13 protein-coding genes are annotated in these 14,142 nt (G+C 46.2%); 4 read left to right on the plus strand and 9 right to left on the minus strand.

Annotated elements, in window-relative coordinates:
- Nucleotides 1-66: 66 nt before the first annotated feature.
- Both amrA and amrB read right to left on the minus strand, forming a co-directional pair.
- Nucleotides 67-636: an AmmeMemoRadiSam system protein A gene (gene amrA, locus ACO6V5_RS24685; RefSeq protein ID WP_422412680.1), complete on the minus strand. Its 570-nt coding sequence runs from the start codon at nucleotides 634-636 to the stop codon at nucleotides 67-69.
- A gap of 81 nt (nucleotides 637-717) precedes the next feature.
- Nucleotides 718-1,497 carry an AmmeMemoRadiSam system protein B gene (gene amrB, locus ACO6V5_RS24690; protein WP_422138769.1) on the minus strand — a complete coding sequence of 260 codons (780 nt, stop codon included), beginning with the start codon at nucleotides 1,495-1,497 and terminating at the stop codon, nucleotides 718-720.
- Nucleotides 1,498-1,560: 63 nt separating this feature from the next.
- Here amrB and amrS point away from each other — a divergent pair, with 63 nt between their 5' ends.
- The gene (amrS, locus tag ACO6V5_RS24695) at nucleotides 1,561-2,655 is read left to right on the plus strand and encodes an AmmeMemoRadiSam system radical SAM enzyme (RefSeq protein WP_422135088.1); all 1,095 of its coding nucleotides are present in this window, start codon (nucleotides 1,561-1,563) and stop codon (nucleotides 2,653-2,655) included.
- 75 nt (nucleotides 2,656-2,730) lie between these two features.
- Here the strand turns inward: amrS and ACO6V5_RS24700 are convergent, their stop codons facing one another.
- Both ACO6V5_RS24700 and ACO6V5_RS24705 read right to left on the minus strand, forming a co-directional pair.
- Entirely contained in the window at nucleotides 2,731-4,065 is a 1,335-nt protein-coding gene (locus tag ACO6V5_RS24700; protein ID WP_422412678.1) for an FAD-dependent oxidoreductase, read from the minus strand.
- Nucleotides 4,022-4,843 carry an HpcH/HpaI aldolase family protein gene (locus ACO6V5_RS24705; RefSeq protein ID WP_422135086.1) on the minus strand — a complete coding sequence of 274 codons (822 nt, stop codon included), beginning with the start codon at nucleotides 4,841-4,843 and terminating at the stop codon, nucleotides 4,022-4,024. Before ACO6V5_RS24705 ends, ACO6V5_RS24700 begins: the two co-directional genes overlap by 44 nt.
- A 365-nt stretch (nucleotides 4,844-5,208) precedes the next feature.
- Between ACO6V5_RS24705 and ACO6V5_RS24710 the strand changes: the two genes are divergently transcribed.
- Entirely contained in the window at nucleotides 5,209-6,519 is a 1,311-nt protein-coding gene (locus ACO6V5_RS24710) for a WD40 repeat domain-containing protein (RefSeq protein WP_422412675.1), read from the plus strand.
- A 344-nt stretch (nucleotides 6,520-6,863) separates the two neighbouring features.
- Here the strand turns inward: ACO6V5_RS24710 and ACO6V5_RS24715 are convergent, their stop codons facing one another.
- A complete protein-coding gene (locus ACO6V5_RS24715) occupies nucleotides 6,864-7,472 on the minus strand; it encodes a hypothetical protein (protein ID WP_422135084.1) in 609 nt (202 codons plus the stop codon).
- Nucleotides 7,473-7,954: 482 nt separating this feature from the next.
- Between ACO6V5_RS24715 and ACO6V5_RS24720 the strand changes: the two genes are divergently transcribed.
- The gene (locus tag ACO6V5_RS24720; RefSeq protein WP_422414218.1) at nucleotides 7,955-8,482 is read left to right on the plus strand and encodes a cupin domain-containing protein; all 528 of its coding nucleotides are present in this window, start codon (nucleotides 7,955-7,957) and stop codon (nucleotides 8,480-8,482) included.
- 3 nt (nucleotides 8,483-8,485) lie between these two features.
- Here ACO6V5_RS24720 and istB read toward each other — a convergent pair whose 3' ends face one another.
- Nucleotides 8,486-9,244, minus strand: coding sequence for an IS21-like element helper ATPase IstB (gene istB / locus ACO6V5_RS24725; RefSeq protein WP_422414320.1), 759 nt, complete (start codon nucleotides 9,242-9,244; stop codon nucleotides 8,486-8,488).
- A 10-nt stretch (nucleotides 9,245-9,254) separates the two neighbouring features.
- The gene (gene istA, locus ACO6V5_RS24730; RefSeq protein ID WP_422441836.1) at nucleotides 9,255-10,808 is read right to left on the minus strand and encodes an IS21 family transposase; all 1,554 of its coding nucleotides are present in this window, start codon (nucleotides 10,806-10,808) and stop codon (nucleotides 9,255-9,257) included.
- Between the two features lie 488 nt (nucleotides 10,809-11,296).
- Here istA and ACO6V5_RS24735 point away from each other — a divergent pair, with 488 nt between their 5' ends.
- Nucleotides 11,297-11,431 (plus strand): DM13 domain-containing protein, encoded by a 135-nt coding sequence (locus ACO6V5_RS24735; protein ID WP_422413694.1) that lies wholly within the window; start codon nucleotides 11,297-11,299, stop codon nucleotides 11,429-11,431.
- 40 nt (nucleotides 11,432-11,471) lie between these two features.
- Here ACO6V5_RS24735 and ACO6V5_RS24740 read toward each other — a convergent pair whose 3' ends face one another.
- Both ACO6V5_RS24740 and ACO6V5_RS24745 read right to left on the minus strand, forming a co-directional pair.
- Nucleotides 11,472-12,110, minus strand: a complete 639-nt coding sequence (locus ACO6V5_RS24740; RefSeq protein WP_422413690.1) for a histidine phosphatase family protein — start codon at nucleotides 12,108-12,110, stop codon at nucleotides 11,472-11,474.
- A 259-nt stretch (nucleotides 12,111-12,369) separates the two neighbouring features.
- Nucleotides 12,370-14,028, minus strand: coding sequence for a hypothetical protein (locus tag ACO6V5_RS24745; protein ID WP_422135080.1), 1,659 nt, complete (start codon nucleotides 14,026-14,028; stop codon nucleotides 12,370-12,372).
- Nucleotides 14,029-14,142: the final 114 nt, after the last annotated feature.

Consider the following 14,142-nt stretch of genomic DNA (forward strand, 5'->3'; position numbering starts at 1 on the left):
ATAGAGGCAGGGATGGCTCCTGTATTCTCGTTTTGCTCACATGATTATGATCCTCTTTTTGTTGTTTTAATCTTCTTTGAATTTGAGACATTGATAAGAAAAACACTCCATATCTGCGGGCCACTCATGAGGCTGAAGTCCGGCTTTGTGTTTGAGGTGAAGGAGAAACCGGTCAGGTTCGGTCAGTTGTTCCCATACCTGGGGAAGGAACGTGGCCTTGTGATGATCCCCTTGGATCAACAGGCCATCAATTCCCGGGCGTAACTGCGCCAGAAGATCTTCTTCAGTTTCAATCTTCATAGCCGTCATGGGCGTCAGGATAGATATTTCAATACGCAGATCGGCCAGCTCATTTTCGGTGACAGGAAAAAAACGCTGGTCTCTGAACGCACTGGCAAAAGCATTGTATGCGATATCTTCTATCAGGGGTTTTTGAGGAATCAGTGTGCCGATACAGCCTCTGAGTTCGCCAAACTTTTGAAGCGTCACAAATGAAGCAAGATGGACCTGCAATGTTGTTGGAAACTGAGTTAAATCAAGTTTGGGTGGTTCACCGTCAATGCAGATTTTGGCAATAGTGTGTCTGGCCAGACGTAACAGGTTTTTTTTATCCAGTTCTGTGAGATTCAGATCCATCTGACTCGATCCTTTCATGTTATGGCCAGTCTCTTGAACAGTAAATAAGTGCACATCTGGTAATATCGACTCGAGCAATTTTTACTGGATAACATAGGCTCCATATCCGACGACCCGTTTTTTATCACCGGCCGTATCGCCGGAGTTTCGGACATCCAGAGTCACGACTTCCATGCCTCTGCGCTGGGCTATTTTCAGCATACCGTTGAGAGGATAGCTGCCGCAGGCCTGTCCTCCGGTCAGACACCCGCTCATTTGTTCTATTGCTTTGGTCGTCAGACTGTCACGCTGGTTGGCTTCTTCGTAGCTGAGATAGTGACTGAGGTCTGAGCTGATGACAATCAGGGTTTCATCGCCGCCCCAGAGAAAGTCTATAACCTCGGCAACGGCGAAGGGTGAGGCATCACCCACAACCAGGGGAATAAGCTTGAAATTGTCCAGGGTGCTCTGCAGAAAGGGGCACTGGACTTCCAGACTGTGCTCATTGGCATGAGCTGCATCCAGAGTATGTACCTGATTGAACCGACTCAGACTTTTGATTGTATCGGTATCCAGCGGAATATCTCCCATGGGGGTTGAGTAGGCTTCACAGTCCGGAAGGGCTATCCCTTCAAACGCAACCTGATGAGAAGGACCCAGCAATACCACTCTTTTAATCTTGCTGCGGTAGGTCTTCAACTGTTTGTAGCCGGATGCGGCAACAGCTCCGGAGTAGACGTATCCGGCATGAGGTACGATCAGGACTTTAGGCGACAGTTCTCTCTCAGTGGCTTCGGACATCAGATTATTGACAACGGTTTTCAGCAGTTCTGGCTGGTCGGGATAGAAAACACCAGACACAGCGGGTTGTCGAATATTCATTGAGCTTACCCCCCGGATGAACGGCCCTATAATTATAGTCAGCGAACCGAGCGAGGCACTGTGATGATGAATGGAATTCGTCAATCTCCACCTGACTATTTTCCCACTGGGTACTGGCACAGTCTCGAAGATGGTCGAATTCAGTGTGATGTCTGCCCCAGAGCCTGCAAGTTAAGAGAAGGCCAGCAGGGGCTTTGCTTTGTCAGAGCCCGGCATCAGGATCAGATTGTGTTGACCAGTTACGGGCGCTCCAGCGGTTTTTGCATTGACCCCATAGAAAAGAAGCCACTGAACCACTTTTTACCCGGCACTCCGGTGTTGTCATTTGGCACGGCAGGTTGCAATCTTGCCTGCAAGTTTTGCCAGAACTGGGATATGAGCAAGTCCAGGGAAATGGATACTCTGGCCGATCAGGCCATGCCCGGACAGCTGGCTCAGGCTGCGTTGGCAACGGGCTGCAGAAGTCTGGCTTTTACCTACAACGACCCGGTTATTTTTCTGGAGTATGCCAGAGATGTTGCGCTTGCCGCTCATGAGCAGGGTATCCGCTCTGTCGCCGTCAGTGCCGGTTATATCTGTGAAGCCCCCAGAGAAGCCTTCTTTGAATGTATGGATGCAGCCAATATTGACCTGAAAGCATTCACTGAGTCTTTCTATAAAAAGATTTGTGGCGGGTCTTTGCAGCCCGTGCTGGAGACTCTGAAGTATCTAAAGCATGAGACAAAGGTATGGTTTGAAATAACCACTCTGCTGATTCCCGGAGAGAATGATTCTGATCATGAGCTTAACAGTATGTGTGAATGGATCGTTGAACATCTGGGTGTTGATGTGCCTGTACATTTCACCGCATTTCATCCTGACTGGAAAATGATGGAGCACACTCACACACCCGCTGATACCCTTACCAGGGCAAGAAATATCGCGATCAAAAAAGGCATTCGTTATGCCTACACCGGCAATGTACACGACAGTCAGGGGGGGAGTACCTGGTGTCATAACTGCGGGCAATTGTTGATTGAGCGAGATTGGTATCAGATGGGTGTCTGGAACCTGAAGTCGGGTTGCTGCCATCAATGCGGTGAAAAGGTGGCCGGTGTTTTTGAAGAGCTGCCCGGTGACTGGGGGAGCAAAAGAATTCCTGTGAGAATGAAGTCCTGAACTCTTTATAAGACAGTGGTTTGTGATCCTCCTTTAGCAGTCATACCTTGCGGGCGGGCTTCTCAGAAATAGCCGCTAAAAGAAATGACGTTGGTTGATTTTTTTTAACACTTCGCTATATGAGAGATCTAAGAAATTGACCATGGTAATGGCTGGGGGGGGTAACAGTGATGGAAACAGCCTTCTAATAATTGGTATGACTGCTTTTACGGTCAGGTTAAATAGGGAGGTTTTTGCGTCAGTCAGCTCTTGGTAGTTACGTTCCGAGAGTACATTGGCAGCAAATCCTTCAGGCTGTCGGTCATCGTTAAACTTTTGAAATGTTTGATCGAGGTTATTGCTGTATTTTTTCAGAGTATCAAATAAGAATTGGCAATCTTCAAAGCCAAGATTGACTCCTTGCCCCATAAAAGGAACGATGGCATGTGCAGCATCACCGATCAATAAAATGTTATTTCTAAAAACATAACGGTCACACTCTGCTTTAAACACATATCCTTGCTGTTTCTCCAATATCTCACTCCCGGATTCTTTGATGAATGGGTAAATGTCAGGAAACTGTGCTTTTAAAAAATCTTCAATCTTTTTGGGTGAATCGAGGGATGAAAAACTGATTTTCCCCATTGAGGGTAGAAATAAATTAGCTCTGAAGGAGTGGTTTAAATTGGGAAGCGCAATCATAAAAAAGTCCTTGCGAGGCCAAATGTGGATGGCACCTGGATCAATGGCCCAGGAATCGTTTTTTTCTTTGATGGTAATTTCTTTATAAGTAGAATCTATTAATGAAAATTGGTGTTTAAAAGAGTTTCTTTTTGCCATCAAACTACGAGTTATGGATTTTGCACCATCTGCACCGATGACGGCATCAGCTTCAAGGGTATTTTTCTTGCCAGCCTGAATATAAGTCACATTATTCTTTTTTTGTGAATTATCAATATTGATGCACTCACTATTTAAACATATTGATACATTGCGAGTCTCTTTCGCTGATTTTAATAATAATTTATGCAATTGACTTCTTTCTACTGAATAGTTGAACCAGGAATTTTTTCCGTATTTTGTCAAACTTATGGGTCTGCCTTTCCGATGAGTGGCTCGACTGTCCATCGGTAACGCAATATCTTTGAATTCCGTTTCCAGCCCTGCTGCTCTCAGTGCTTTGAGACCTCTTGGTGAAATTGACAAATTGATGGTTCTGCAATTATTAGTAGTTTCGGTGTTGATATTCTTTTCCAGTACATGTACAAAAAATCCCAACTCAGCCAAAAATTTTGCTGCCAATAGTCCAACGGGGCCAGCACCGACTATGACAACATCCTGTTTGTCAGGAGCATGTAGCGTGCGACAGGTAAGCATGGGGTCAGGCTCAAAGGTTAACGCTGTTACACCAGGTCTCTGCTGGTTCTTCAAGGTTATTTAGCTGGCCGTATTGTTGACCGGCAAACGTTAACATGAAATGAGCATCACTGCCCATGCCCAGAAATGTCAACCCATCCTGCATCCTTTCTTTGACCTGGGATGCTTCACGGCATAACGTTCCCACCGGGATATTGCGTTTCTTACAACCCTTGATGACTTTCTCGGTAGCACTGACAAAAGTGGGCTCATCACTCCAGAACCTGGCGGGTAATCCAAGGGACATGTGTAAGTCATTTGGACCGATGAAAAAAAGATCTACACCAGGCACATCTAATATTTCGTCGAGGTTATCAATGGATTCTTTCGTTTCTATCTGGATTCCGACAAGAATCTCCTGGTTGGCTGCACTCAGATATTGTGGGCGATTGACGCCAAAACCCAGGTGTGGGGCCAAGCCACCTCCACCTCTTTTGCCATCAGGAGGAAAGCGGGCATAGGCGACTGCTCGTTTAACGTCATCAGCGGTATTTATCATTGGCACGATAATGCCCTGTGCACCACAATCCAGAGCGCTTTTAATATGTTCAATGGAGCCAACCGGTACTCTGACAAGAGGGGTAATACGCCCGTCACTGATATCAGATATGGTCGACATGATGATGGCGGCAGTGGGATAGTCGTAAGGCGTGTGTTCCAGGTCAAGCAGTAGCCAGTGGAAGAAGCCTTGGCCAGCGAGCAACCGGGCTGCATGAAAACTGTTCATTTGTAGCCAGGTTCCGATGGCAAACTTACCCTGTCTTAAGCTCAATAACGTTAGATTTTTGCGCATCAGAGAGTCCTGTATTCAGACATCCTGAAATTCTAGGCAGCATTGACAGAATTTTCCAAATTCGCGATTTCAGGTCCTGAATCCCGATTCCTGATTCCGTCTTCATTCGTTGTTGGCAGGGATGCGTCAATCACTGTCCTGTCACGAAACCATGAGCCAAAATGACCTGTAAGTACTTAAGCAACCGGTTGTACTCCTTCTGGATTTTTAATTCCTGTTAAAACGTATTGCATGGTCAATATTCTTGAATTTCTAATAAAAATCATTCGGAAAATGAAGGAACTTACCTGTAGTTTCTTGGTCAAATAATTAAGGAGTCCTGATTAAATGGATTTTTTTATTAAAACGAAATGGAGAAACTTATTATGAAGTCTTATTGGAGAAAAATGATTAACTGTTCAGTGCTGGCTGGACTGTCCTGCGTCGCTATTACAGGACTTAATGCTGACACGTCTGCGCAGGAGCCACCAAAAAAAGTGGATATTGAATTGGCCCTTGAAATGAACGCGAATCCTCCCGCTGAGTTCGTGAATCCCTATGATGGTCAGAGCTCTAAGTGTAACGTGCACTCAACTTCATGGAATCATGACGCTTCCTGGCTGGCAGCTGGAGTATCGTGCAAACATAAGCATATTTCGAATACCGCTCATGTACAACTATTACAAAAGGATACATTGATTCGTTTATATATTCGTATTCCATCTGGTGAAAATTTTGATAAAGTCAATGCCGTATTTAGCCCCGATGGTTCATTGTTGGCGGTATCTACGAACGAGAAGGTCATCAGATTTTATGATGCCCATAAAGGTTTTATACTCAAGCATGTGCATGAGCTTGATGATAATTTTCGCCCGAATCCACCTTTTTCTTTCAACTCCGATGGTTCATTATTTGCGGTTGCACGCAGTCATGATGTAAAAGTGTACAGTTTGAAGGGTGATTTTCTGCACACTGGTACGATTAATAATATTGAGCCAGTTGAAATGACTTTTACTTCCGATAAAAACATACTGGCTGTCAAGACTTTCTCTCAGATAAAAACTTTTCATTCAAACGATGAATTTGCAACCAGTGAAGTTGTGAAAACTTCCAAAATGAAAAAACGAAGGTTTTATCGAGGTTTCGCTTCGAGTCCAGATGGTTATTTATTGGCAGCCCCAACTGCTTTCGGTGGAATCAGGTTTATAGATAATAGAACTTGTCAACCAGGAGATCCGTATCAAACGTCTTTCACTCCTATGATATCTGAAGAATACTCACCCTGTTCCGGCAACAGTATGTTCAATCAGGATATTGTCTACCTGGATACTAGTTTCACAACCAGTATGGCATTCAATAATGATGGGTCTCTTTTGGTCGTAGGTGGAAGCGACATTAATGATGGCTCCGGATATGTTAGTGTTTTATCGAAACAGGGATATGGGTGGTCCATAGAACATTCTATCAAAGATCCAAAATCAACAGTTAATAGCGTCAGCTTCAGTCCTGACGGTGAGTTGATGGCGGTGGCCGGGGTTGAGGGAAAAATCTGGTTATACGAAATTAATCCGGTCGAAGACAATTCTGACGAAGTTAACCAAGAAGAAGTTAACCTGGTCAATAAATCCACAACACCTGAACCATCCAACTTGACTACTGAGTACTCAATGTGCACTATTTTCGGCCACTGTAAGTAACGACGGCTCGATCGTAAAAATGATATGAGAGCCAGCTGGTGGCTGAGTTGTATTTCATTAACAACTGTCAAAATCAGTGGCTCTCATTTATCAGATTAACCTATTCAGTAACATGATGGTTTTTTCTTCTCTCTTGAATCCGCCCTAGGAGCCTGACCGAGAATAGCGCCCGTAGCGAGGACGGCAGAAAATTGAGGATGAAAATTCGGTTTTGTGAGGAGAATAGCGAGCTATTTGACGAACAAAAGCGGATTTTCAGACCAATTTGCTGCCGCCGCAGTAGGGCAGTCTATTCTCGGTCAGGCTCCTAGAGGTGATACTTATATTTTGTTGAATTTTAAATGTTAATGTAATGCTGTGCTTATTAATTCAATAGTTGTTTTATACTCACTTTCTAAGTCAAAATTAGTGCATGTTGTTAAAAAAAACTGATCATTTTTTAATGATTCGTAAATTTTTGATAAGTGTTCTTTTGTTTTTTCGGAGATTTCTTCGTCATTGAAGCTGTCTATTTCAAAAAAAAGTTCAGATTGTGGAATACCATATTTTTCTTTATGCCCATGAAATGTAAAGTAACTCCCCCCTTCACCAGACGACATTAGCCCAGTTAAAACTTGCATGATAAATTGAGCATAAGCATCAGGGAGGGGACGAAAAATTTGTTTTTTTGTTTCTTCTATAAAGATGTCTTTTGAAGACGCTGTGCCTGGTTTCTGTCTGGCAAGTAATGATGCGTGATATATCCTCATTAATGCAATATTGTTATTTAACTCTAAATCAGAAGAAATAGGTGTGTCTGATTGATTTAATTGATGTTGTTTTAATCTTATCTCGTCAATAAGGGAGATTAAGCTATTGACCGCACTGTTGAGTGATGCATTGGCATTATATGAATAAAAAACAGAAATAATAAAAATAATTCGACATATTAAAGTTGCTCTGTGATTTTTCATGTGATTCAGGTTTAGTGACTTCGAAAACTACCCCCGAAACGTAGCACTTTTTTATTATTTTTGCAGACTGTTGGAAAACATAGCGCTTGCAGCAAGGGTGGTGAGCGCAGTTAAACTTTCCCTGATTAATTCAAATTCTGTCTTTAACTAAGCCTCTGCCTGGTATTTCAGGAGGCTGACCGGGAATAGACTGTCCTACGCGGCAACTGCTCCTGCGTTGCTCTAGCTCCTGCATCCATGCAGTCGTCGGCAACTGCTCCTGCGTTGCTCTAGCTCCTGCATCCATGCAGTCGTCGGCAACTGCTCCTGCGTTGCTCTAGCTCCTGCATCCATGCAGTCGTCGGCAACTGCTCCTGCGTTGCTCTAGCTCCTGCATCCATGCAGTCGTGCGGCGCCGCCTCTGAAAAGTGAAAGCGTTTTGACTTTACGAATTGTTCTGGTTGACTCACTATAAAGCTTTCCATCAAAGGGAGGTGCATACAGTGAAGGATGCGAACGGCTGGATTGAAACGCTGTCGCTTGAGCCTCATCCGGAAGGCGGCTTTTTTCGGGAAACTTATCGCTCTGATGAAGTATTAGCCCATGGTAGTCTGCCGGATCGGTTTTCAGGAGAACGAAACTTTTCGACGGCTATTTATTATTTGTTGGAGGGTAAGGATTTTTCCGCGTTTCATCGAATTCAGCAAGATGAAGTCTGGCATTTCTATGACGGTGCATCATTGATTATCCATATTATTGATCCGGAAGGAAGCTATTCCACTGCAAGGCTCGGACGCACCATTCTGGATGGCGAAGTTCCACAGTTTATAGTACCTGCAGGCTGTTTTTTTGCGGTAGAGGTAAGTGATCCTTCTTCGTACGTTCTTTCTGGTTGTACCGTTGCTCCGGGCTTTGACTTTGCGGACTTTGAAATGCCTTCAGCTGAGCAGCTGTTGCATATTCTGGTCAGCTTGAACACCCATTCTGGTTCATTTGAACACCCTGGATCTCCTACGCATCACCCAGTCTGATTTTTAGTCCAAGTGTTCAAGTGTTTCCAGTTTTCCCAGCTTCTTGCGCATGGATTCTCCTTTCAGCGTAATCCTGTGGGCGTTGTGCATCAGGCGATCCAGAATGGCATCTGCCAGAGTCTCATCACCGATGCTGCCATGCCATTGCCGGGTCGGTAGCTGGCTGGTAACCAACGTTGAACTTTGTTCGTGACGGTCATCCATCACTTCCAGTAAATCGTTGCGTTGCTGCTGGGTCAGAGGTTCCAGCCCCCAGTCATCCAGTATCAACAAATCCACCTTCGCCAGTTGCTTGAGTTGCCTGCTGTAGCTGCCATCACCATGGGCAAGGCTCAGCTCTTCCAGTAAGCGCGAGAGTCGGTAATAGCGGACACTGTAACCCTGTATGCAGGCCCAGTGTCCCAGTGCGCAAGCCAGGTAACTTTTACCACTGCCACAAGGTCCGGTAATCAGCAGGTTCCTGTGCCTGTTTAACCAGTCCTCGCTGGACAGTGTGGCTATTTGGACTTTCTTCAACCCCCGGGGATGTTCGTAGTCAATGTCGTCTACCCGTGCAGCCAGCTTAAACCTGGCCGCCCTCAGTAACCGGGCAAGACGTTTGTTATTGCGCTCGGTCTCTTCCTGTTCTGTCAGGAGGGCCAGCCGCTCCACAAAGCTCAGGCTGTCGTAGGTGCCGGGCTGCTCCAGTTGCTGAGCCAGGGCATCGGCCATGCCTGTCAGGCGCAGTGACCGCAGACGGGTCAGAGTTTGATTCATCATGATACGTCTCCGGTTACTGATAGCTGGCTGCACCACGAATATTTTCGTGGCTGTCATGAAGAGGTAGTGTCGTTTGTTTCACCTCAGGTTGAAGAGCCTGTTTGTCTTTACCTGATTGCAGGATCGCCCGGATATTCTTGAGTCGGTAACCTTTGATTTTCCGGGCATGGGCGCAAGCATTGTTTAACCGGTCAGCTCCGTAATCCCGTTTGAGGTTCAATAACCCCAGGCAAGACCGATAAGCCTGCTCCGGATGCTCACGACTGTTCAACAGATACTGAGTTATCCAGTGAACATCGGGGCCCAGCTGTTTTGCCCACTCCAGCAGTCGTTCCGGTGTCCACTCCTGGTGCTTGCTATGTCGTTCAGGCATATGGCCTGATTGAGTGGTAAAACCGGTTGTGAACTTACGGGGGTGACAGGCCACAACTTCACCTTTGCAGAAGACAGTGACCGTATGTTCTGTTGCCTGAACTTCCACCTCTTTCTTGACCAGCTGATGAGGCACTGAGTAGTAATGGCCTTTACAGTGAATGTGATAGTCAATGTTCACCCTGGCTTTGCTGAACTCAGCGTACTCAAAGGCCTGTTTGGGCAAAGGTCGCAAAGCGGGTTCATCCAGTTGCTCAAAGGTACTTCGTCGTGTACCTGGCAGTTTTTGAAAGGGCTTAAGGTTGAGTTCAGTCAATAGCTCCCGTATACGACTGTTCAGTTCTGCCAGGGTAAAGAAGGTCTCATGACGAAGTCTGGCCAGTATCCAGCGTTCAACCAACTGCACACCCACTTCGGCTTTCGCCTTGTCCTTGGGCTTGTAGGGCCGAGCTGGAATGACCGCCACCTGGTAGTGGTTGGCCAGGTGTTGGTAAGCCGGGTTCAGGTCCGGTTCATAACGGCAAGCCTTACTGACACCGCTCCTGAGGTTGTCTGGTACCACGACAGCTGGAATACCTCCAAAGAACTCAAAGGCCCGAACATGAGACCCCAGCCAGTCTTCGGACTTCTGGGACAGGGTGGCTTCTGCGTAGGTGTAGTTAGAGGCTCCCATCACCGCTACGAAAATCTGGGCGTTATGGGCGATCTCACCGGTCTTTGGATTAACGACAGGGACCGTAAGACCGGCGTAGTCTACAAACAGTTTTTCACCCGCCTTGTGATGCTGTCGCATGGAACGTTTCTGGCAGCCCAGCCACTGGTTGTAGCGGTGACAAAACTGCGAATAGCTGTAGGCATTGAGAGTGCTCTCTTGGCAGTACTCCTCCCAGAGTGTTTGCTTGGTCACCTCCTTGCGCTTGAGTGACTGGTGAATAACGCCCCAGTCCGGGTCGACCAGACCCTGGCGGCTCGACAGTGGGGTCTCAGGGAACAGTGTCTGCACCAAAGTAGCCTCAGAGCAGTCCGAGGGCAGAGGCCAGCTCAGTGGCGACCGTTCAAAGGCCTGAACGTAGTTGGACACAGTGCCAACACTGACCCGCGTGCTGCGAGCTATTTGCCGGATACTGAGTCGGTACTCAAAGCGCATCCGGAGTATTTCTTGAAGTTTTCGCATGGAAATCCTGTTATCTGGCATGGCTGCTGTCCTTTCTGTTTAGAAAGGTCAGCGGCTAAAGTTCATGGAAATCAATGCGTAAGAGATAATCTACCGAAAGAAGAGTTTTCAGATTCTGGAGGCTTGAACACGGATTCTGGGCAGTTGAACAGCGATTCTGGAAATCGCCAAAAAGTGTTCAAGAGTTAACAGAATGGGTGTTCAAGCGCCGCCAGAATCGGTGTTCAAGAGTTAGCAGAATGAGTGTTCAAGCGATGCCAGAATATGCAGCTGTTGAATAGCTTCCCTGAGCATGCTGTTCTGATTGAGCGATTGACACGGTAAAAGCTATGAAAAAATTTATCGAATGAGCGTAAAACCCCGTACTTTGAGAGGGTGTCGCAAAAGGTCAATTAAAACGCTTCAAGCTTCAAACCGTCATCTCCGCGAAGGCGGAGATCCACTGTTCGTGGTGGGTTCCCGCCTGCGCGGGAACGACGATCTTGATATATCCTGCTGACCATACCCTTTTGCGACACCCTCTTCACGGCGGGGAGGATGTCAATGTAACTGTCCCCTCGAATATCAATATCAATTCATACAATACTGTTGTCGTTTGGTGTGAGACCTTTGGCGAGTTTATCACTGCGGCCAGGTATCGATAGAATGTAGCCGGACTTGTTGAAGTCCGGCAAAATTCATGGCTTAACTCTCGTTAAACGCCTCGTCCCATTCATCGGCAAAAAGATAACCCAGGGTGTGGGCATTTTTTTCTTCTTTATTGACCGCAAGGAAGATGGTTGCGTTGTATGTAGACTTGTCGTGTATGTCCATGACCACGAGATCATCGTTCTGGGCTTCACCTAACTTGTCGATACAGGTGCTATGGGTCACCAGAATCAGGTTTTTGCCTTCTTCCTTGTATTTGAAAATATCGCTATAAAGGTTCTCTTTACAGCCTTCACGAAGCCAGTTTTGAGTGATGGTTGCTTCCTCACCAAACATCAGGTCAGCAGTCTGGTGGGTTCGTTTGACAGGGCTGTTGTAGACGATGGTTGTTTGCTCGGGTAAGTGATTAAATTTCTGGCCGACGGCAATAGCCTCTGCCTTGCCGGGAACGGTGATACCGGTTTCCCCATCAAGACACAGGTTGTCGGAGCGATCACAGCGTTCAGCGTGTCTGACCATTGCTACGACATTACCTTGATCCCAGTGAGCCTTTAGATCAAACAGTCTTTTATCATTTTCAGCCAGGCTCACAGTGGGCTCAGGCTGCAGAAAGGACCAGGCTGCTGACGCTGAAACGGTCAGACCAGCCAGGGCAATCAATGTCTTTTTAAGCATATAAGGTGTTGTGCGACAATTCTTTGAGAGAGGTAATGTATCGAATCACCGCCTCTCCAAAACAGTGTTAATCAACGCAGAGTAAGCCACATATATTACGGTTTTATGACGGAAGCGCACATGGATAGAGAAATGCCACTTGTAGGGTTTGGGCGTGGTGCACTAAAGAATAGGTATAAGTAGCTTGCTGTTTTCTATACTGACGCAGTTCAGACTCCATCGCCCCTGCTCTGAAATCGCAGAGACGATTGAATTCAGGTTACAGAGCCAAGATTGCGGTCAGACAGACCGCGAAATCCAAAGTAACGATAATAACAGCATTCAAAACAAAGGTAGCAGTAGCATTCAAAGCAAAGATAACAGCAGTGGCTCTCGCAGATGAACTATTGAGTGCGCTTTTATCCTGGGCTATTTTTGTACCGGGGTTTGAGCTTGCTCCGGAATCATAGGGTGGGGCGACTGGCTGGCAGATTTCTGTGTCAAAGAATAGCTTGCCTTCAAGGTTGAACAGTCCTCTGCAGGCAGAAAGAGTGGAACCGTTGATAGCAGACCATGTATTCACCATCGGGTTGCGTGTGGGGGTTGACATGACAATGCTGGAACTCACAGGTCTTTCGCACAGTTCTCGTACTTTATGTTCTGACAGTTTTTGTTCGCCAAGATCTTCCAGTGATTTGTGAACTGCTTTCAGGCTGAATGGTTTCAGGGGTTGCCACCATGGATTGACTGCTTGCAGATGGTTACAAACCAGGTTCAGTTCAAGCCCTCCCCAAATGGTTATAGCTGTCCATGTTACACCGATATGATTTGCAATCATGTAAAAACGTGGAAGTCCTGCTTTGATTATTTCGGAACCTTCGATATCTCCGGTAAGAACAAAACCACCTTTGCGAGCAGGGTCGTGACGACTGAAGCCGACATTGGAAATGTCGACTTCGTTGCTGATAATATCCATGCTGCTTCCAGATGCTATTCTAAACTCACCCGCTTCTGCCATATTGCCGATGAAACTGTTCGACTTGACAACTAATGGCTCTGACTGGTTGCTGATCTCGGGAAGATTAATAAATATCCCATGATCCGGAATTAAATGTGGGAAATAGTGGTTGTTAATCGTGCTGTATTTTTCACCTGTGATCAGGTTGACAGAGAACTGCAAGCCCGGACCCCGGATCTCACCATTGGCAGACGCATCCAGAGATTTTCTGCAGTCAAGGACAACTGCGGCACGGATGGGAAGATGAAAAATGTTCCCTTCTAAAATCAGTTTCCGGTTGTAGCACTCTGCAAAAACAATGGAGTCAATTGAGGGGTGGTTATTCTCTCGGTCTGGCTGAAAATTAACGTGTTTTATATTGCTGTTTTTTGTTTCACCAGGCTGGAAATTGTCAGTGGTTCCGATCCTGACCATATATTTGTCTTTATATCCCGGTCGATCCCTGATGATGATATCAAAACCATTTTCGGCTGCTCCAATAATGTCCTGACCGTTTTTCAAACGTATTGCACTGCTAATAAAGTATTCAACCGGAGTTACAACAGGTGCTGTCGTATGTAAAGAGCTATCCGATGGAGAGGGTGTCATTGGCATGACCATTTCAGAGGAGAGCAGTATAACAGTGTTCTCAGGTATCCGTTCTATCAACTCATTTAAATTCTCGGTCGGTTTGGCACTGAGAATAGTACACTGTCGTTTGTTAACAAGTGCTGAATCCATTTTTAGCCGTTGCTGAAGCACCGTCGAATGCTCTGAGAGGAGGGGCTTGGGGTCAAGCAGAGAGTCGCAGTCGACTATCGTAAGGGGTGTAGAAGAGGAGACCGTTGGAGATTGAGTCGACGCTTCGAGCTGTTGAATCAGAGTTTGTAACAGGAATACTGGGGCGATGAATCGGGTCAACAAACACTGCTGATTAATCATGTTCTGAACTTCCAAAGAAATTTAGAAGGGAAGCCTAGACGCCGTAGCTATATCTATCCATCCAAATTATGCGCAAGTTTTCGAGGATAAGGCACGATGATTCTCGCGCTTGAC

Source organism: Endozoicomonas sp. ALD068 (genome assembly GCF_049310145.1).
GTDB lineage: Bacteria > Pseudomonadota > Gammaproteobacteria > Pseudomonadales > Endozoicomonadaceae > Endozoicomonas_A.